Genomic DNA, 18185 nt, shown 5'->3' with positions numbered 1-18185 from the left:
ATAAAAATGCAGCATAAACAGCGTGGCGGATTCCTCCGCTCAAAGCCGGAAAACCAATGGCCCCACAGAGGCGGTTCAGCGCTCTGCGCTTGCGGTCCTGCCCAGGAAGGTGATCAGCTCGTCCATGCAGCCCTCTTCACCGGAATACAGAACATCGCCAATAAGCACAGAGTCGGGGAATACGGTAAATCTCCGGTCGCTGTCCGGGAGCAGGAGGATCAGCCCGTAGCCCCCGCCGCCCACCATTTCGGGCACCTTTTCGGCCTTCTGGGGCTGGAAATCGTTGAGGATGTCCACGCAGGCACGGGCGCGGTCCCCCTCCAGGACGATCCGCCCGCCGCCATCGTCGGCCCACACGGAGATCACTCGGTCCCGGGGATAGGCGAAGAGCCGGCCGAAGGGCTCGCATCCGCAGGATTGGCACCCGCAGGGGCAGGCGTTCTCCGGATTTTCCTCAGCATTTTGGGGGGCGGCGGGTTCCGGCTCCTTGGTGGCGGGCGCTTCCAAGGGCTTGCCCTCCAGGAAGGCGTCCAGGAGGCCGCCCAGACAGTCTTCCTCCCCCACATAGCGGGTGTCCCCTATGGAGATGGAGTCCCGGGTGATCCAGAATTCCCGGTCGGAGTCCAGGAGGCTCAGGAAGAGATAGCAGCCCTCCCTCTCCGCTGCCCCGGCCTCCTCCTGGCGGACCGGCTGGAAGCTGTTGAGCAGCCCAAGAGCGGAGCTCAGGTCACCGCCCTCCAGGTAGACGCGCTTGTCGCCGTCGGACAGGTACAGGATATCGTGGAGAATGTCGTCCTCCGTCAGGGAAAAGAGGCGGTCGGCGGAGGCGGTGACGCAGGTCCAGCAGTTGCAGGCGCAGGAGGCGGGTTCCTCTTCGGGGACAGCGCTGGCAGAGCAGCCGGAGCAGAATAAAACCAGAGCAAAAAGACACCCCAAGAGCGAGAGATTCTGAAACATATGGCCAGAGCCGTAAACTCTATCGGAGCCCATTAAAGTATACCTCCCAATATTCGTCACCACATCCAGTCATAGAATCAACATCAAAATACCTTGCAGTAGTTGACTTTCCATCACAAGCCTTTAAAAATTTGTATTGCCGTCCAGTACTGCTTTCTTGTAAAGTAGTACAAGCATAACCGACAACAGCATGCCCCCCATTATATCCATTATGTCCTTTGATATTTACAAGCATCAGGCGATAGTCAGTTGTCGCATTCTTTATATCATCATAAGTTGGTGAATATGTTCCGTATATCGAAACCGTAATACCAAGCCTAGCAAAAGATTTTTTCGTGAATTCTCCCATAAGATTCCATGGAGAACCCCCATTGGATGCATCAGTATAGTATTTGTTTCCATTCTCGGTATTAGTGGATAGAACAGAGAGGAAAATATCAGTGTTACTTTTGGATTTGGCAGAAAGAGTAATACCCTTCTTAGCATAGTACATGTTCCCGTACATTTTAATTAGATTAGTGATAGCTACTGGTCCACAACATTCTTTGTGGATAACAAAGCCATTGACTGTAGCATAATTAGCATACTTTTCCCACTTGTTTTGCCAATCTACTGCTTTCCAAGTACCAGGGTAATAATACTTCGCATAAGCAAAGGGATCGGATATAGGTTCGCCGGGCTTATTATCCAGAGGCATAATAGTATCACCAAAAACTGATGGTGTTCCAGATAAATATGTCAGTAAGGCTTGTGGAATATTCTTAACATCTCGAATAGCATTGAATTCATGATGCAGGTTGGTTCTGTTTACCTTAGCACCCTGGGTATCCATTACCTCATTTGCACCAGTATCATAATAATAATCTAATCCCCCCAAATAAATAATTCTGGAGATAGAATCAGTAGTAGTAGAGTTAGCCATCTCTGCTGCAAATTGAGAATAGACAGGTTCCCCATCGTCAGCCCATTCTAGTATAAGGTTTGGCATATCTACATATGCCGAAACAATGATATATCCTGAAGAAAGTGTAAAACCATATGCAGTTATACCCTCTCCAGTCTCATCATATAAAGGAATTTCATTAACTACTACTGTGCTATCGGTCCAAACTGTATGTCCATCCTCTATCATATCTTGAAGAAAGAACGTCGCGATATATTTTGCAACTTCTTGAGAAATAACGAGATCTGATTCTTGAAGCTCAGGAGTTAAAACAAGATTTCCTTTTTCAAGAGCGGAAGCATGGATAGAGCATGTCATAAGTACACCAACCAGCAAGAAGCAGAAAAATCTTTTTAGCGTTGACAGTTTTTTCATAAAAAATCTCCTTCTTGTTTTCGGATTAAAAAAACTACGGTTTAATTAAGAAAAGATTCCTCCCTCCTTTTGTGGATACTATTATACTAGCACCCAACTTTAAATATGTCAAGGGTTTTGGGAAAAAATCAATTCAAAACGCTCTGACAATTGTTGAATTAGCACAAGTGAAAATCGAAGGGATTGGAATGATAGACAAGAAGATTCAACTTTCGCCTCTTCTGCAATTTCGCTGAAACGATAGAGCACCGATGGAGGATTGTTGATCTTTGAAAAGTATACTATAGTAAAATGCGCTCACATAAAAAAGCAGTTGCACCCCTCCTCGGGCGCGGCTGCTTTTTCGCAGTCATATAGTAAAACGCACTTGAAAATCGGTAAATACCGATTTTCAAGCTAGGCGGCTACGCCGCTGGGTTCAAAAGAGGTATTCTACATCTTTTGAACTGCGTTAACTATTATATTGTGGTCAGAGCCTCCGCCAGAATTTCTCCCAGCAGCTGTCCGGTGTACCGGGCCTCTGCCGCTGTGTTCACCTCTGTTCCCACCTCAATGAGCATGGAACCGTGGGTGGCGTTCATGTTGTACTTGCTGTTGGAAAAATTCATGGGCCGCATCAGCCCCGGATAGAGCTCCTGGGCCTTCTGCTGGACCCGCAGCATCAGCCGCAGGTTCAGCCGCCAGTCTGGAAAGTCCCCCCAGCTGCCGTCGGCGTCGCACCCGGCCAGCAGCATGGCCTGGGCCGCCTTTCGGCCGCCAACCTCTGCCGTGGGCTTGTATTTCACACCGGACTCCGTGGTCATAGAGTCCCGGTGCAGGTCAATGGTCACCTGGATTCCCGGATGCTCCTGGAGGTTTTTCTGGATTACCTCCCATGACCGGGCATAGGACCCGTTATAGACTCCGTCATTTACCGTCTTGTCGTGGACCGCGCCGATCCCCCGGGCCTGCAGGGCCTTACACAGCTCTTCTCCTGCGGCGACTACGCTCATGTCTTGGTTTTGCGTCCTGGTCTCCATATCCGTATAGTAAAAGCCTGGGCTGCTGGCCGAATATGCCTCGGAGGTATGGGTATGGTAGATCAGTACCTCCACGCTGCCGTCGGCTTTGATGTCCACATCCGGCTGCTCCAACAGCTCCGCCGCCAGATCTGTTCCCGACTCGGTGGAATCCCGCACATAGAAATTGCCAATCTGGGTTCCCCCATCCATCTGGATTTCTTCCACCGGCCCGTTGGCTCGGTCAGGGTCCGGTGTGGCGTTCTGCCCGGGAAACAGATCGCTGTGAAAGGGGACGATGCCGTCATCGGGCAGGTTCAGCTCCATGGGCTGGACGGTCTGAGGCTTTTGCGGTTCCGCCGTTGTCACCGGAGAATCCGAGGCCATACCTGCCGCGGGGACCGGCGTTTCCTGAATGCCCATTCCCGCGGCAAAAAGCAGTGCTTTGCCTCCTTGCTCCTTTGCCCAGCTTTGGAAATTTTCGGCAACGCACCAGATGCATACCGCCGCGCAGGCCAGCACGACCAGGTTTTTTCCTAAACGGCAGAGTTTCTCCATCAACCGCACCATTCCTTTCTTGCGCTGCCAGGGGGCTTCGAAAATTGTTTACATTTTTCCCCTTGCGGAAACGCTGAATTTTTAGTATAATAAAAACTAAATATTTTTTTGTGCTGTAATAAAATAAAGAAATGAAAGGAGATTTTCCTCATGTCGATTTACTCGGAAATCCGGCCGGAAGTAGAAAAATTGGCGCAGGCTTGCGTAGAAAACAGCCGGATCGACCCCGCGCTTTACACGGAATACGATGTGAAGCGGGGCCTGCGAGATCTGAACGGCAAAGGCGTGCTTACCGGCCTCACCAACATATCTGAAATTGTCTCCACCAAAACTGTAGATGGCAAAAGCGTCCCCTGCGAGGGCAAACTCTACTATCGGGGCTATGATGTGGAGGAGCTTATCCGCCGCCAGCCAAAAGGCGAAAACTTTGGTTACGAACGCACCGCCTATCTCCTGCTGTTTGGCCAGATGCCTGACGCGGGCCAGCTTCAGGAGTTCTGCCAGCTGCTCTCTTTCTATCGCACCCTGCCCACCAGCTTTGTCCGGGACATTATTATGAAAGCCCCCAGCGGGGATATGATGAATACCTTGGCCCGCAGCGTGCTCACGCTCTATTCTTATGATGAAGCGGCAGAAGATATTTCTATTCCAAACGTATTGCGTCAGTGTATGCAGCTGATCGCTCTGTTTCCCCTGCTTTCGGTGTACGGCTATCAGGCCTACCGCCACTACCACGACGGCCAGAGCCTGTTCATCCACCAGCCGGACCCTGGCCTCTCCACCGCCGAGAACATCCTGCGGATTCTCCGCCCAGACTGTCAGTATACCGCCCTGGAGGCCAAAGTGCTGGACATTGCCCTGATCCTCCACGCGGACCACGGCGGCGGCAACAACTCCACCTTCACTACTCATGTGGTCACCTCCTCCGGCACGGACACCTATTCCGCCATTGCCGCGGCCCTGGGTTCTCTGAAAGGGCCCAAGCATGGCGGAGCCAACATCAAAGTGGTGCAGATGTTTGAGGACATCAAGGCCCATATTCAGGATTGGGAGGACGAGGAGGAGATTATTGCCTACCTCTATAAATTGCTCCACAAAGAGGCCTTTGACCGTTCTGGCCTGATCTACGGCATGGGACACGCGGTATATTCCATCTCTGATCCCCGTGCCAAGACCATGGCCAGCTTTGTGGAAGGGCTCTCCCAAGAGAAGGGCCGCACAGAGGAATACAGGCTATACCAGAAGGTGGCCCGTCTGGCTGTGGAGGCCATCACCAAGGACAGGAAGATCTACAAGGGCGTCTCCGCCAACGTCGACTTCTACAGCGGCTTCATTTACAGTATGCTGGACCTGCCCATGGAGCTGTATACGCCCATATTCGCCATTTCCCGCATTGCGGGCTGGAGCGCCCACCGCATTGAGGAGCTGGTAGGTGGGGGCAAGATCATTCGCCCCTCTTACAAAGCGGTGCAGGAGCACAGGGCGTTTCCGGAGGGCGGATGCAGCTGACGCGGCTGAAAAGAGGCTTGTTGCTTCTTCTGAACCGGGCGGTATAGGCACAGCTGTTTCCTATAAAGCGCCTGGCTTAGCCAGATTCTCCACACAAAACAAAAACGCCTCCAGGCGGTTGGCTTGGGGGCGCTTTTTTAGGGTGTGTTCAAGGGGGGCGGCAAGTTTTGAATGGAATAGCTGATAAGAATTTTTTCAGGGGTTTCGCCGGTTTTCCGACAGACAAATTCCGCCAAGACGCAGTCATCCCCCTCGCTGGAAAGGGAAAAGGTAAAGCGCGCCTCGCGGGGGCCGGCTGCCTCGCAAAAGGCCTGGATCTCCCTCATGGCCTGTTCGCTGGAGTATTCCAGGGATTTTCCGCTTCCTGTTTCATCCACCACCGCGATGCTCTTTGGCCGCGTAAACTGCGCCTCAAAAAGGGAAAGAAAGCCGGTGAGCTCCTCCGGGGTTTTTGAAGAAGCCTTCCGCTCTGCGTCCGCCTGGAATAGCCGGGGGACATCCTCCTGGAAAGCCAGGGTTGTGGGCAGCTTCTTTCCGCACCAGACCGCCTCTGTTTCATAAAGATCAACCCCGCTGGAGCTTTGAAAATCCGAATCCGCCAGGCGGAGCAGGGCCAGAGCCTCCGGCCGAGAGAGGGAGTACGCCTCCAGTAAATCCACCGGCACAGCGGCGGGCTTCTCCGAGGCCTTGCAGGAGGCCAGCAACGGAACGCAGAGAAGCCAGGGAAGGACCCGCTTTAGGAAAGCATTCATTTTACATCACCATCCGGCGGAAATCTGAAAAACATCCCATGGTGGATTGCTGGAGCTATTGAGATGTTCATTGAAATCACCCTCTTATCTGAACTCTTGCCTTTTTGAACATGTATAACACTGGCTTGGGGTGCTGGGTTTTTCTATTTGAAAATTCTCTGCTGATTTTTCACTTATTCCAGGGAAGAAGGCACGGATTCCCCTTGGAAGAAGCGCATGAAAATGGTAGCGGCTTCGGAACGCTTGATGGTTCCCAGGGGATTCAGCTTTTGACCATCTTTTGTGGAAGAGCCTCGGATAATTCCCTTGGAAACAGCCCAGGCCATAGCCTGACGTCCATACCTGAGCTCTTTTTCATCTATAAAGGAAGAGAGCTGGCTGTTAATGGACTCCTCATCGGGAAAATCTCTCCAGGAGGTATCATTTTTGACCAAAGCGTATTGAAACATGATTTCAGCAAATTCGGCCCGGGTCAGGGAAGCGTTCGGCTTCAGGGGGTGGTTATTGTAGGGGTGGACGATGCCGCAGAGCGCCGCCCATTTTACCTCTTTGGCGAACCAGTCTCCAGCCTTCACATCGGAAAACGCAGTGTCCGTGCCAGAATCAGCGGCAATTTCCATCTCACCCTCCTGCCGGTAGAGAATGGTCAGAAGTTGAGCCCGAGAGATGGTGGAATTGAGACCAAACTGCTTGGCACTGGTGCCTGTCATCAGGCCGTTCTCGTAAGCGTACTGCACCGCCGGGGTATACCATTGTCCGGGCTTTACATCCTGGAACTTTGACCCCATCGGTATAATAGGCTTGGGGTCAGAAGGGGTGATTTCAATGGGGCCCATCTCGCGGCTGCCGGTCGCCACATCCTGCATATAGCCGAGATAATTTTCGGCCACATCAGGGGAGACAACATAAAAATCACCATTGGCAACGGCGATTTTGCCACCCTGAGTGTTCTTTAAGCTGGGCAGGCCTTCGCATTTCACGTGCACGTTGGAGGACAGAGAAGAATGGTCCAAGCGCAGATTTTGGGTGTCTATCCAGATCTTTCCGCTGGTAAAGGAGAAGGAGGGTCCCTGGTTTTCCGAGCCCGGGGTATAGTGGAAATATTCCCCCAGAGCTTCGGGCGTCAGGCATGCGGGGTGCCGCTCAAGGATAATGGAAGAATCCACTGCGGACAGATCCCCGATCCAGATGGAATCTCCCAGGTTGTGGGCGGTGATGGTGCTGCTTTCCACGGTCATGTTCCCCGCGTAGAAGCTGCCTCGATATTCCTCTTTGCCGGAGGAGGTGAAGGACCAGCCCTCTATGGAGACGCTGCTGTTAATGATGGAGGAGGGGTTGTCCTTGTAAACGGAACCGGCAGAAAAGCTGTTGCAGGAGACAGAACCGTCCGCGAGTTCCAGTCCATTGCAGGAGAAGCTGGTTCCTGCGATTATGGTGCCCTGCTGGATCACAGCTTTGCCTCCAATGCGGATTGCCCCTGTTCCCGCATCTTGGGAAATAACCTCCAAAGTGCCTTTTCCGAGGATGGTGAGATCTCCCTTGGCCTCCAGATCTCCCAAAGACCGGCCGCTCAGTGTATTGACGGAGCCCTCATCCATTCGGATCGTAGCGCCATCACAGAACTGAATGCCTCCAGAGGAGGATTTGAACGAGGCGTTATGCAGCGTGAGGGTTTTTGTGACGGGATCCCACTCCCAGCCCTTGCCCTGATTGGACACCTTGGTCCCTCCCCCTTGGTTGGGCACCTGATACCATACGCCGTCCTCTTTGAATACATAGAGCCTGAACCACCCTCCGGCGGAGGCGGCAAGGGGAAGCATTCCCAGCACCAGGATCAAGGCCAGCAGGAACGACAGCAGTTTCTTTTTCATGGCTTCAGTCATCCTTTCTGAATCTTTCAAAACGATTTGGCAGGAACGAAAGCCTCTCAATGGCACAGCTTACAGGGGGTACGGCGGCCCGCTTGGGCCACGGTGCCACTGCTGATACGGGTGGAGCGCTTCAAGGCCACGCAGTTGCGTGTGGAGTGGTACTTCTCCCCGTTGGCGGTCCAGTATACTGTGCCGGTCACCACCGGGGGCTGGGTGGGCTTGGGCGTGGGTTTCGGCGTAGGCTTTGGGGTCGGCTTAGGCGTGGGCTTTGGAGTGGGTTTCGGGGTCGGTTTGGGCGTAGGTGTGGGGGTTGGAGCGGGGGAGGGCGGCGGCACAATCAGCTCCACGTCCTTCGCCAGGGTGACGCCATAGTCGAAGATCCCCTGCCGCTGGTCATATTTGCTCAGGTAGCTATGCATGGGTCCCGGAGACTCCGTTTCAAACTGCACGTCAGAAGGGTAGGTGAAGATCAGCCAGTAGCGCACGCCGTCGAGCACAATAGTGCCCCAGGTCCGGTACTGGGGGAAGTAGATCTCCTCCTTCTCCCGGAGGAGCGTCACAGAGAAAAGGTGGCCGCCCATACCGTTTTCCCGGTTGATTTTGTCATAGAAAGACAGGCGGGGGAGCTGGCCGGAAGGCTCGCCGGGCTCCTCTTCCAGCTCATAGAGCTCATAGACGAAGCCGTTTCCCCAGGTGCCGTTCCAGCTGTCCGGGATGGCCACGGAGAAGATCTCCCGGCCGTCGATGGTGTAGGGGATCCGGGCGGGCTCCGGGGTGGAGTCCACCAGCTTGCAGAAGCGGTTGAGCATGACGGCGGTCTGGGCCCGGGTGGCCTTTCCCTTGGGGTCCAGGTACAGGAAGCCGCCGGAGGGGGTGCCGGTGAGGATCCCGGTGCCGGTGGCCCAGTTCAGGGCGGACTGGGCGTAGCTTCCGGCTTCCTGGAAGTCCACGAAATCCCCGGAGGCCGCCACGTCCATATTCATGCCCCGGTAGTTGGCGTAGCGGGCCAGGATCACGGCGAAATCCTGGCGGCTGACCGGGTTGTTGGGCCGGAAGGTGCCGTCGGCGTAGCCGGTGAGGATATCCTTGGAGAGGGCCCACTGGATCTGGGGGCGGAACCAGCTGTTGGCGGGCACGTCCGGGCGGTGCATCACGGTTTCCGGGTAGGGGGACCCGGCCATGCGGTAGAGGATAGTTACCAGCTGGGCCCGGGTGGTGTAGCCGTTAGGGTTGAACTTGTAGGGACCGCCCATGCCGGTCATCAGGCCCCGGTCGCACACGTCGTCCACGTCCTGGTGAGCCCAGTGGTTCCAGGGCACGTCGGTGAACCGGTCGGGGTCCGTGGGGGGAGGCGTGGGATCCGTATCTGGGGCGGGGATGTAGTCCACGAAGCCGGAGAAGTTGTAGCCGTGGCGCTGGGCGTATCCGCTGGTGGTGGAATCCATCTGCCCCCGCAGAGTGGTGAAAGCGGGGGTGCCCAGGGTTTCGGGGGTGTCCGCGATCTGGCAGCTGTGGTTCAGGATGGTGACGGTGTGGAGGGCTTCGCAGCCCTGGAGTGCGTTCTCCCCGATTGACGCCACGCCGCCGGGGAGATAGAGGGTTTTGATGGTGGTGCAGCCCGCGAATGCGCCGGGGCCAATGGCAGTGACGCCCTCGGGCACGGTGACGTTTTCCCCGGAGCCGGTGTAGGCGATGAGCACGCCTTCCTCTACGGTGAAGGGGCTCTCCGCCGCGCTGGCGGACAGGGGAACGATCCCCAGCAAGAGACAGAGGACCATCAGGACGGATAGAGCTTTTTTCATACGATAACCTCCTTTTAATGTAAGACTGTGTGGTCTCCGGCGGCTTAGGGGCGTTGGGTCTCGCCTTCCGGCTCGGTCGGCGACGGGAAATCGCCACTGGCGATTGTCGCCCCCTAAGAACCCCACCACTTTTGAAAAAGTGGACAAAACTTTTACCCTTGTTGGCTTTTGGGCACTCAGCCAGCCAGATTAAAATGTTTCGTAGACTTCGTGAAACGAAGTCTTGCCTTTCTTAAAGGCGGCGAGGCGTGGGAGAGTTCGCTTCGCGAACTCTTGAGCTCCACGGTCTTGCCCTTGACCTTAAACACCTGAGAAGCGCAATTTTTGCGGGTGGTGAATTATAGGTTAACACTCGCTGCGCTCGGTTAACTATCCGAGTTTTGCAAAGCAAAACTCTTGCAAGAGGGTGCGGAGAGTTCATCTCGTGTAACGAGATGAACTCTTTTGCAACTGAATAAAAAGCACCCCTAGTCCCGGAACCCGCCATCTCCCCGGAAAGATCCCTATTTTTCCCTCCCGTTGGCCTTTATGTACTGGGCCAGCTCCTCGAACGTCTCGTTTCCCATAGGGACAATGCGCCTGTCGTCCACCGTAGCCCTATCGCTGCCGACAAAAGTGAATATGCTCGCTTCCGCGTCCTCCGGCGTTGTCGCGTGGAAGGACGCGCAGAGTGTGATGGTCCTGCCGTCGTAGCCCCGGCCCGAGCCGAGTTTTCCCCAGGTCCAGGGGAGCAGGTTTGTCAGCGAGGCCTGATACCGCCCACGGCGCAGGATGTCCAGCACATGGCGAATTCCCTCCTCTGTTTCCACGTCAATCTCATAAAGACGATGAGTGGTCTGGCCGTCCTCCAATTTGATTTCGTTGAGAGAACCTCCGACCCAGACCGTATTCTGGCTGGGCTGCTTCAAATAGGAATCGATGCTCCGGGGCCAGACCCGCCAAGCGGCAAGCGCCACGACCAGCAGGGCGATAACGCTCCACACGATGACTTTTTTCTTTTTCACCAAAATCATCCCCTCTTTGTTTCATTATATCACCTTTTTGCACATGCATCAAGCCCCTCCCGGGGCCAGCGGGCTCAACCAATCCTTTTTGAGGGTTGTATGTGAGAGGGGGGCACACGGCGCGAAGAATGGCAAGGAGCACCAGTCCGGGCGGGTGAGTTGGCTGGGATGCTGCGCACAGAGCTGGCTTTTGCCCCATCCGCCCCGCTCGCATTTTGCGGCAAGCCGCAAAATGGCCGTGGGGAAACGGGCAAAGCCCGTTTCCCCGGCGGTTCGTCCGAAGGACGAACCCGAGCGGACCCGGCCCCCTCAAAAAAACAATTCTCAGAAAGCACAAAAACCTATAAACATAGCATACCACCTTCTGTGGGAATTGTCAATAGAACAAAAATAGAAAGGCCTTCACCCATAATACCCTTGAGAGGAGAAAAATATCTCATTTTAGGGAAATTTTTGGGGTCCCACTTGAAGGCCCCCTACTGTTTCAAAAGGCATACGCTTTGGACACTCTGTGTTTTGGCAATTCTCATTTTTTAGGGGAAGCAAGGGCGCGCTTCCATTTGTCCAGAAAATAGACTCCTGCTTTTTTTAGCATAATAGCCTTTTGATGTCCGGATTTTCCAACAAGAAAATCCCAGATTCTATTTCTGGTTCCTCTGTACAGATCTAAACGGTCTTGAAACCGGCTGGAAAATTCCGTTTCTGATTGAATTTCATCAAGGGAAGGAAATGTGCTTTTTCGAGGCTGGAATCCCTTTGATTTAATGTAAAAACCCTCTTCGTAATTCTGGCCAGAATCATGTGGAGGGTGCTTTTTCTGAAAATGAAGATACGCATATTCGGATGATTTATAGCCGTCTCCGTCTTGATATGCGCGGATAACCCGCCCATCCTTCCAGAAATAGATCTCAGGACCTGTATTTCCAGGAAAAACGGAAATGCGCGAGAGAAATCGGGCCGCGTCTGCGATGGGAAGCTCTGTATAAAACGGGTGGTTATTTTTATGAAAAATCAGATTGGTGCCAGCAAACTCGTCAAAGCCGTAGTGGTCAGGGTCGGTCAGGACAGTGCGGTATGGAAAAGCCGCTCCCGGCCTCATGAAAAAGCGATTGATATTCTCACAGTTTCGATAGAGCGTCAGATGTCCGACAGCCCCGATGCGATCGTAGTGGCTAAGCAGATCATCAGAAATGAATGCCCGCAGATTTCCCCAAATGAGGTCCAAATCGCAGTGTCCCCAAAAACCATAGCCGGCGAGTTCTTTTTGAAACGCCAATCCATACACAGGCTTAAAGTCGCACAATTTATAGGGGAAAGAAAGGGCGACGGGAAACCCCACCACATCGCTGAACCGGCGGCGAAGCTCGTCCATGCTCAAGTGCAGCAAAGTGACATTGCCGGGGAGAGAGGCGATAGCACAGTCCGTCACCAGCATAAAGTGAAATTGCGGATTATATTTGCAGGATAGTAACCACAAATCCATCCAGTCTGGAAGATCGCCGTAATAACAGGCAATAATCATTACTTTTGTATTCAATGAGATGACACCTACCCAAAACTGGTTTAACCGCATTATAAAACATTGGGTGGAGAAATGCAAGAAGCAGGAAGCAAGAAAAGAGACAGAAGAGGAGCCGGACTTCCGCCCGGCTCCTTCCCGTCTCCCTCTTACTGAATCTCCAGCACCGTGTAGTCCTGAGCCTCCACGGCGGCCTTCAGCTCGCTCTCGGCGATCTCCCCGGAAAGGGTGACCACCGCCGTGCCGGCCTCGTGGCTCACAGCGGCCTCCTCCACCTGGGCCAGGGCCTCCAGGGCCTTCTTCACCCGGGCCTCGCAGTGACCGCACATCATGCCTTCGATTTTCATGGCCTTTGTCATGGTTTTTTCCTCCTTTTGAATTTTGGGTTTCGACTTTCCCAGAAACCGGTGGTCGTGCCTGGAATCGTGGATCCTGCACAGGTTCAGCCGCAGGGCGTTGGACACCACGCAGAAGCTGGAGAGGCTCATGGCCGCGGCCCCGAACATGGGGTTCAAGGTCAGCCCCAGGGGGATGAACAGCCCCGCCGCCAGGGGAATGCCTACCGTGTTGTAGAAGAACGCCCAGAACAGGTTCTGGTGGATGTTCCGCAGGGTGGCCCGGCTCAGGCGGATGGCGGCGGGCACGTCGGACAGCCGGGACTTCATCAGCACCACGTCCGCCGCGTCGATGGCCACGTCCGTGCCCGCGCCGATGGCGATGCCCGTGTCCGCCCGGGTCAGGGCCGGGGCGTCGTTGATGCCGTCCCCCACCATGGCCACCCGGCCCTCCTGTTTCAGCCGGCGGACCACCGCCTCCTTGCCGTCGGGCAGGACTCCGGCGATCACCTCGTCCACCCCGGCCTGGGCCCCGATAGCCTTGGCGGTGCGCTGGTTGTCCCCGGTGAGCATCACCACCCGCAGGCCCATGTTCCGCAGGTCCCGGATGGCCCCCGGGCTGTCCTCTTTGATGGTGTCCGCCACGGCGATGATCCCCAGGGTCCGTTTTTGGCTCTCATTGGCGAAGAACATGGGGGTTTTTCCCTGTGCGGCCAGCTCCGCTCCACGGGAGGCCAGATTTCCCAGGGAAATTCCCGCATCCTCCAGCATGGCCTGATTTCCCCCCAGATAGGTTTCGTCTTCCAGGTCCCCTCGGATCCCTTTTCCGTGAATGGCGGTAAATCCCACCGCTTGGGAAACCGCCAGGTTCCGGCGTTTCGCCTCATCCACTATGGCCGAGGCCAAGGGGTGCTGGGAGGGGGACTCCAGCCCCGCCGCCAGAGCCAGCAGGCCGGCTTCCTCCACGCCGGAGGCGGGGACCAGATCCGTCACCTTGGGCTGCCCGCTGGTGATGGTGCCCGTCTTGTCCAGGACCACGATCTCCGTGCGGCCCGCCGCCTCCAGGGCCACTGCGGTCTTGAAGAGGATGCCGTTTTTCGCCCCCAGGCCGCTGCCCACCATAATGGCAACCGGCGTCGCCAGGCCCAGAGCGCAGGGGCAGCTGATCACCAGCACGGAGATCCCCCGGGCCAGGGCGAATCCCGCCCCCCGGCCCAGCAGCAGCCAGACCAAGGCCGTCACCCCGGAGATGGCGATGACGGCGGGCACGAAGATCCCGGAGACCTTGTCGGCGACCTTGGCGATGGGGGCCTTGGTGGCCGCCGCGTCGCTGACCATCTGGATGATCTGGGAGAGGGTGGTGTCCTGGCCCACCCGCGTGGCCCGGCAGCGGAGATAACCGGACTGGTTCAGAGTGGCGGCGGAGACCGGGTCGCCGGGGCCCTTGTCCACCGGGACGCTCTCCCCGGTGAGGGCGCTCTCGTCCACGGCTGCGGTCCCCTCCTCCACCACGCCGTCCACGGGGATGTTCTCCCCCGGCCGCACGGCGAACAGGTCCCCCGGCCGGACCTCCTCCACCGGCACCTGGACCTCCTGCCCGTCCCGTAGGAGGGAGGCGGTTTTGGGGGCCAGCTTCATCAGGCTCTTCAGGGCGTCGGTGGTGCGGCCCTTGGACCGGGCCTCCAGCATCTTGCCCACGGTGATGAGGGTGAGGATCATCCCGGCGGACTCGAAGTAGAGCTCCATCATCCAGGCCTCCATCCCGGCCATATCCCCGGCGGCCTGGGCGAAGGTCATGGCGAAGAGGGCGTAGGTGCTGTAGCCGAAGGCGGCAGCGGAGCCCAGGGCCACCAGGGTATCCATATTGGGAGCCCGGTGCCAGAGGCTCTTGAAGCCGCTGACGAAAAACCGCTGATTGATGACCATGATGACGCCGGTGAGCAGCAGCTGGATGAGGCCCAGGGCCACATGGTTGTGCCCGAGAGCTTCTGGGACCGGCCAGCCCCACATCATATGGCCCATGGAGAAGTACATGAGCACAAGCAGGAAGCCCAGGGACCAGAAGAGGCGTTTTTTCAGCCGGGGGGATTCCCGGTCCTCCAGGTCTTTTTCAAGGGCAGGGGGGTCCGCGGCCATCCGGCCGCCTTGTTTTGGCGCGGCCCCATAGCCGGCCTCTTCTACGGCGGCGACGATCTCGCCGGGGGCGGCGGAGCCCTCCACGCCCATGGAATTGGTGAGCAGGCTGACCGAGCAGGCGGTGACCCCTGGCACCTTGGAAACCGCCTTCTCCACCCGAGCGCTGCAGGCGGCGCAGGTCATGCCGGTGACGGAATATTGCTTCAAAGAAAGACCTCCTTTTAAGGTCGTGGGACGCTGTCCCACACCCTGCAACCGTTGAAAAGGTTGACGAGACTTTTACCCTGCTTCCTCACTTCGTTCGTCGCAGACGATTAACGTTTTTTAACGAGCTGACCTAACAACCGTAAAAGTTTTGCGCGAGCTTTTTCAAAAGCTCGCGGTGGTTTGGAGGCAGAGCCTCCAAGGTCTTGCCCTTAAACACCTGAGAAGCGCATTTTTGAAGGTGAATTGACGCGTAGCGTCAAGAGGAAACTTTTTGCAAGAAAAAAAGTTTCCTGGAAACCGGAACCAGCCAGCGCTATGCAGCTTTCGTTCGCTTTGCAGATGCAAAGCGAAACAGGGGGTCTCGCCTGCCGGCTCGGTCGGCGCTTGACGGTCTCCAGCGGAGACCAGCGCCCTCCGACGAGGGTCCCCTACGCAAAACGTCCCACCGGGACGTTTATGTTACCCTCCTGCGTTGTTTTCTCAGGTGTTAAGGTCAAGGGCAAGACCTTGGGGACGCTGTCCCCAAACCCCTGCGAGCTTTTGAAAAAGCTCGAGCAAAACTTTTACCCTGGTTGGCTTGTTCCGAGATTTCCTCCTACTTCATCAGCTTCCCCAGGGCGTCGCAGAGCTCCTCTACCTTGCCGTCGTCCCCCTGCCGCAGGCCGTCCGCCACGCAGGTGCGCAGGTGCTGGGCGATCAACTCCCGGGAAAAGGCATTCAGGGCGGCCCCGGCGGCGGCCGCCTGGGCCAAAATGTCCACGCAGTAGGCGTCCTTTTCCAGCATCCCCCGAATCCCCCGGATCTGCCCCTCAATCCGACACAGGCGGTTGCACAGGCGGCGGTATTCGTCCTCCGAGCGCTCTCTGGTCTTGGGGCCGCAGTCCTCACACATGGCTTGCCTCCATAGTCTGCCCGCTTCTGGGCGAATAATACCCCACCGGGGTATCTTGATTATATACCCCATGGGAGTATTTGTCAAGGGCAAATAAGCACGAAAATCCCCGGAGACAGTACTCTCCAGGGATTCTTTATTGTGAAACTTTGGAACTTGTCAGCTTAATAGTACACCGGCAGACAAATTGCGGGAGCTTTTATGATTGTTTCCAGCACTAAGCAAAAAGTTTTTTACCACCGGCTCATATTCCGCCGATGCTTCTCCCGGTACACTTGTTCCAGCTCTTCCGGCGTCACACCGTAGCACAGCATCACGTCGTTGAAGTACATCATCACGTCGCAGAGCTCTTCGATGAAGTGGCGGCGGATATCCGAGTCCTCTATAATCAGCCCGTCTCCTTGCTTCTTAATCACATCTGCGGCCTCTCCGGCCTCGATCATCATCCACAGGAGGGAATCCCGGCCGGTTTCCGGGCGCAGCCCACCCCACTGGTCGAAATATTTCTCCTGCAGCTCCCTCTGGATGGCCTGCATCTCCTCAAAGCCAAACCGGGCCATGGTCAGTGAATCACTCGCACCCGGATGATAGCGTCCAGGTTTTCCAGGGACTGGGCGGCGGAGGCCACGTCCCCGCCGGAGACGTCCAGCACGGTATAGGCGAACTCTCCCCGGGATTTGCTCTGCATATTCTCAATGTTGATGCCCGCCTGACCGCACACGGAGGTGAAGGTGGCGATGGCGCCAGGCACGTTCCGGTGGATGACACACATGCGGCTGGTGCCCGGCTCCCGGGACATGGTGAGGCCCGGCAAGTTCACAGAGTTAATGATGTTGCCGTTTTCCAGGTATTCTTTGATCTGGTCTACGGCCATCTGGGCGCAGTTATCCTCGCTTTCCGGGGTGGAGGCCCCCAGATGGGGCAGGGCGATGACGTTTTCCGCACCCAGCATCCCGTCGGTGGGGAAGTCCGTGGCATAGGCCGCGATCTTACCGGATTCCAGGGCCTCCAGCAGGGCGGCGGAATCCACCAGCTCCCCACGGGCGAAGTTCAGAAGGCGCGCGCCGTCCTTCATCTTGCCGATGGTCTCGCCGTTGATCATGCCCTTGGTTTCGGCGGTGGCGGGCAGGTGCAGGGTAATGTAGTCGCAGTTCTGGTAGATCTCGTCCAGGCTCATGGACCGGTGCACGGACCGGGACAGCCTCCAGGCTGCGTCCACAGAGAGGAAGGGATCGTAGCCGTAGACCTCCATGCCCAGGGAGTGAGCGGCGTTGGCTACCAGGATGCCGATGGCACCCAGGCCCACCACGCCCAGGGTCTTGCCCTGGATCTCCGGCCCGGCGAACTGGGACTTGCCCTTTTCCACCAGCTTGCTCACTTCCGCGCCCTGGCCCTTGAGGGTCTTGACCCAGTCCATGGCCGGGGCGATCTTCCGGGAGGCGAGGAGCAGGGCGCAGAGCACCAGTTCCTTCACGGCGTTGGCGTTGGCGCCGGGGGTATTAAAGACGGCGATGCCCTTTTTGGCGCAGTCCTCCACAGGGACGTTGTTTACGCCGGCCCCGGCCCGGGCGATGGCCAGCAGATTGTCCTCAAAGTCCATGCCGTGCATGGAGGCGGAGCGCACCAGAATGGCGTCGGGGTTCTTCATCTCGGGGGAGAAGGTGTAGCTCTCGCCGAAGCGCTTGGTGCCGGTGGGACTGATTTTATTGAGGCAGAGAATCTTGTACATGGGAATCATCCTTTCATGAAAATCATTGGGGGTGGCAGAGGGAGTGTCCAATGAGAGTGTTTTATGACGACGTAATGGCCTCCGGCGGTTCAGGGGCCCTGCCCCTGAAAACCCCGCAACCTTTGAAAAGGTTGACGAAACTTTTACCCTGGTTAGCTATGAATGCTACAGTTAACAACAGTGACCGGTCCAGCTGGTCTTAAGCTGGCGCGGGTGTGGGGCGCGGAGCCCCACGACCTTGCCGTAGGGCCGTCCTTTGGCCCGAAGGCCTTCCATTACTTCAAAAAAGCACTCGCTTTGGACACTCCCTGGCAGAGCGGAGTATTGAGATCCGCAAAAAACATGATTATAAGGAGGCGCTACCGGTAAACGGTCGGCCCTTGGATTTCAGGTCGAAATGACCGCTAGCTTAGGCTGGGGGCGGTCATTTTCTTTTGCATATCTGGATGACCAGAGACGCAATGCCGATCATTACCAGCGTGAACTGAAACAGTCCCGCGTATGTAACCATGGCAATCCCCCTTTCCGGGGGATGAGTCCCTGATGCTGGGGGCCGACCGCCTACCGTTTTATGACAGACAGCGCCCGCCTCTTCCCG

13 protein-coding genes are annotated in these 18185 nt (G+C 56.3%); 1 reads left to right on the top strand and 12 read right to left on the bottom strand.

What is annotated here, in order from left to right; genetic code table 11:
* Nucleotides 1-75 precede the first annotated feature (75 nt).
* The 3 genes from D7X94_RS03725 to spoIIP all read right to left on the bottom strand — a co-directional run bounded on the left by D7X94_RS03725 (nucleotide 76) and on the right by spoIIP (nucleotide 3831).
* Nucleotides 76-990, bottom strand: a complete 915-nt coding sequence (locus tag D7X94_RS03725; RefSeq protein ID WP_120426358.1) for a hypothetical protein — start codon at nucleotides 988-990, stop codon at nucleotides 76-78.
* Nucleotides 977-2275, bottom strand: a complete 1299-nt coding sequence (locus D7X94_RS03720) for a hypothetical protein (protein ID WP_120426357.1) — start codon at nucleotides 2273-2275, stop codon at nucleotides 977-979. Before D7X94_RS03720 ends, D7X94_RS03725 begins: the two co-directional genes overlap by 14 nt.
* A gap of 458 nt (nucleotides 2276-2733) precedes the next feature.
* Nucleotides 2734-3831, bottom strand: coding sequence for a stage II sporulation protein P (gene spoIIP / locus D7X94_RS03715; protein ID WP_243111159.1), 1098 nt, complete (start codon nucleotides 3829-3831; stop codon nucleotides 2734-2736).
* A 150-nt stretch (nucleotides 3832-3981) separates the two neighbouring features.
* Between spoIIP and D7X94_RS03710 the strand changes: the two genes are divergently transcribed.
* Entirely contained in the window at nucleotides 3982-5340 is a 1359-nt protein-coding gene (locus D7X94_RS03710) for a citrate/2-methylcitrate synthase (protein ID WP_120426355.1), read from the top strand.
* A gap of 137 nt (nucleotides 5341-5477) precedes the next feature.
* Here the strand turns inward: D7X94_RS03710 and D7X94_RS03705 are convergent, their stop codons facing one another.
* The 9 genes from D7X94_RS03705 to D7X94_RS03665 all read right to left on the bottom strand — a co-directional run bounded on the left by D7X94_RS03705 (nucleotide 5478) and on the right by D7X94_RS03665 (nucleotide 17587).
* A complete protein-coding gene (locus D7X94_RS03705) occupies nucleotides 5478-6092 on the bottom strand; it encodes a hypothetical protein (RefSeq protein ID WP_120426354.1) in 615 nt (204 codons plus the stop codon).
* Nucleotides 6093-6265: 173 nt separating this feature from the next.
* On the bottom strand, nucleotides 6266-7963 hold the full coding sequence (locus D7X94_RS03700) for an S-layer homology domain-containing protein (protein WP_158590881.1): 1698 nt from the start codon (nucleotides 7961-7963) through the stop codon (nucleotides 6266-6268).
* A 56-nt stretch (nucleotides 7964-8019) separates the two neighbouring features.
* Nucleotides 8020-9765: an S-layer homology domain-containing protein gene (locus D7X94_RS03695; RefSeq protein WP_120426352.1), complete on the bottom strand. Its 1746-nt coding sequence runs from the start codon at nucleotides 9763-9765 to the stop codon at nucleotides 8020-8022.
* Between the two features lie 503 nt (nucleotides 9766-10268).
* Nucleotides 10269-10769: a hypothetical protein gene (locus D7X94_RS03690; RefSeq protein ID WP_147401651.1), complete on the bottom strand. Its 501-nt coding sequence runs from the start codon at nucleotides 10767-10769 to the stop codon at nucleotides 10269-10271.
* Nucleotides 10770-11295: 526 nt separating this feature from the next.
* A complete protein-coding gene (locus D7X94_RS03685; protein WP_147401650.1) occupies nucleotides 11296-12306 on the bottom strand; it encodes a DUF6625 family protein in 1011 nt (336 codons plus the stop codon).
* A 131-nt stretch (nucleotides 12307-12437) separates the two neighbouring features.
* On the bottom strand, nucleotides 12438-14966 hold the full coding sequence (locus D7X94_RS03680) for a heavy metal translocating P-type ATPase (RefSeq protein ID WP_120426349.1): 2529 nt from the start codon (nucleotides 14964-14966) through the stop codon (nucleotides 12438-12440).
* 595 nt (nucleotides 14967-15561) lie between these two features.
* Nucleotides 15562-15858, bottom strand: coding sequence for a metal-sensing transcriptional repressor (locus tag D7X94_RS03675; RefSeq protein WP_120426348.1), 297 nt, complete (start codon nucleotides 15856-15858; stop codon nucleotides 15562-15564).
* Nucleotides 15859-16091: 233 nt separating this feature from the next.
* Nucleotides 16092-16418, bottom strand: coding sequence for a nucleotide pyrophosphohydrolase (locus D7X94_RS03670; RefSeq protein WP_120426347.1), 327 nt, complete (start codon nucleotides 16416-16418; stop codon nucleotides 16092-16094).
* A 2-nt stretch (nucleotides 16419-16420) separates the two neighbouring features.
* A complete protein-coding gene (locus D7X94_RS03665) occupies nucleotides 16421-17587 on the bottom strand; it encodes a phosphoglycerate dehydrogenase (RefSeq protein WP_120426346.1) in 1167 nt (388 codons plus the stop codon).
* Nucleotides 17588-18185 lie beyond the last annotated feature (598 nt).

Source organism: Acutalibacter sp. 1XD8-33 (assembly GCF_003612555.1).
Taxonomy (GTDB): domain Bacteria; phylum Bacillota; class Clostridia; order Oscillospirales; family Acutalibacteraceae; genus Acutalibacter.
The sequence above is the reverse complement of the archived record's forward strand: the minus strand, read 5'-3'. Positions and strand labels throughout refer to the sequence as shown.

What these genes read in the sequence shown, in the direction of transcription:
- D7X94_RS03670 (WP_120426347.1), bottom strand. Translation starts at nt 16,418, where the DNA reads ATGGCCCGGTTTGGCTTTGAGGAGATGCAGGCCATCCAGAGGGAGCTG.
- D7X94_RS03675 (WP_120426348.1), bottom strand. Translation starts at nt 15,858, where the DNA reads ATGTGTGAGGACTGCGGCCCCAAGACCAGAGAGCGCTCGGAGGACGAA.
- D7X94_RS03710 (WP_120426355.1), top strand. Translation starts at nt 3,982, where the DNA reads ATGTCGATTTACTCGGAAATCCGGCCGGAAGTAGAAAAATTGGCGCAG.
- D7X94_RS03700 (WP_158590881.1), bottom strand. Translation starts at nt 7,963, where the DNA reads ATGAAAAAGAAACTGCTGTCGTTCCTGCTGGCCTTGATCCTGGTGCTG.
- D7X94_RS03695 (WP_120426352.1), bottom strand. Translation starts at nt 9,765, where the DNA reads ATGAAAAAAGCTCTATCCGTCCTGATGGTCCTCTGTCTCTTGCTGGGG.
- D7X94_RS03725 (WP_120426358.1), bottom strand. Translation starts at nt 990, where the DNA reads ATGGGCTCCGATAGAGTTTACGGCTCTGGCCATATGTTTCAGAATCTC.
- spoIIP (WP_243111159.1), bottom strand. Translation starts at nt 3,831, where the DNA reads ATGGAGAAACTCTGCCGTTTAGGAAAAAACCTGGTCGTGCTGGCCTGC.
- D7X94_RS03665 (WP_120426346.1), bottom strand. Translation starts at nt 17,587, where the DNA reads ATGTACAAGATTCTCTGCCTCAATAAAATCAGTCCCACCGGCACCAAG.
- D7X94_RS03705 (WP_120426354.1), bottom strand. Translation starts at nt 6,092, where the DNA reads ATGAATGCTTTCCTAAAGCGGGTCCTTCCCTGGCTTCTCTGCGTTCCG.
- D7X94_RS03720 (WP_120426357.1), bottom strand. Translation starts at nt 2,275, where the DNA reads ATGAAAAAACTGTCAACGCTAAAAAGATTTTTCTGCTTCTTGCTGGTT.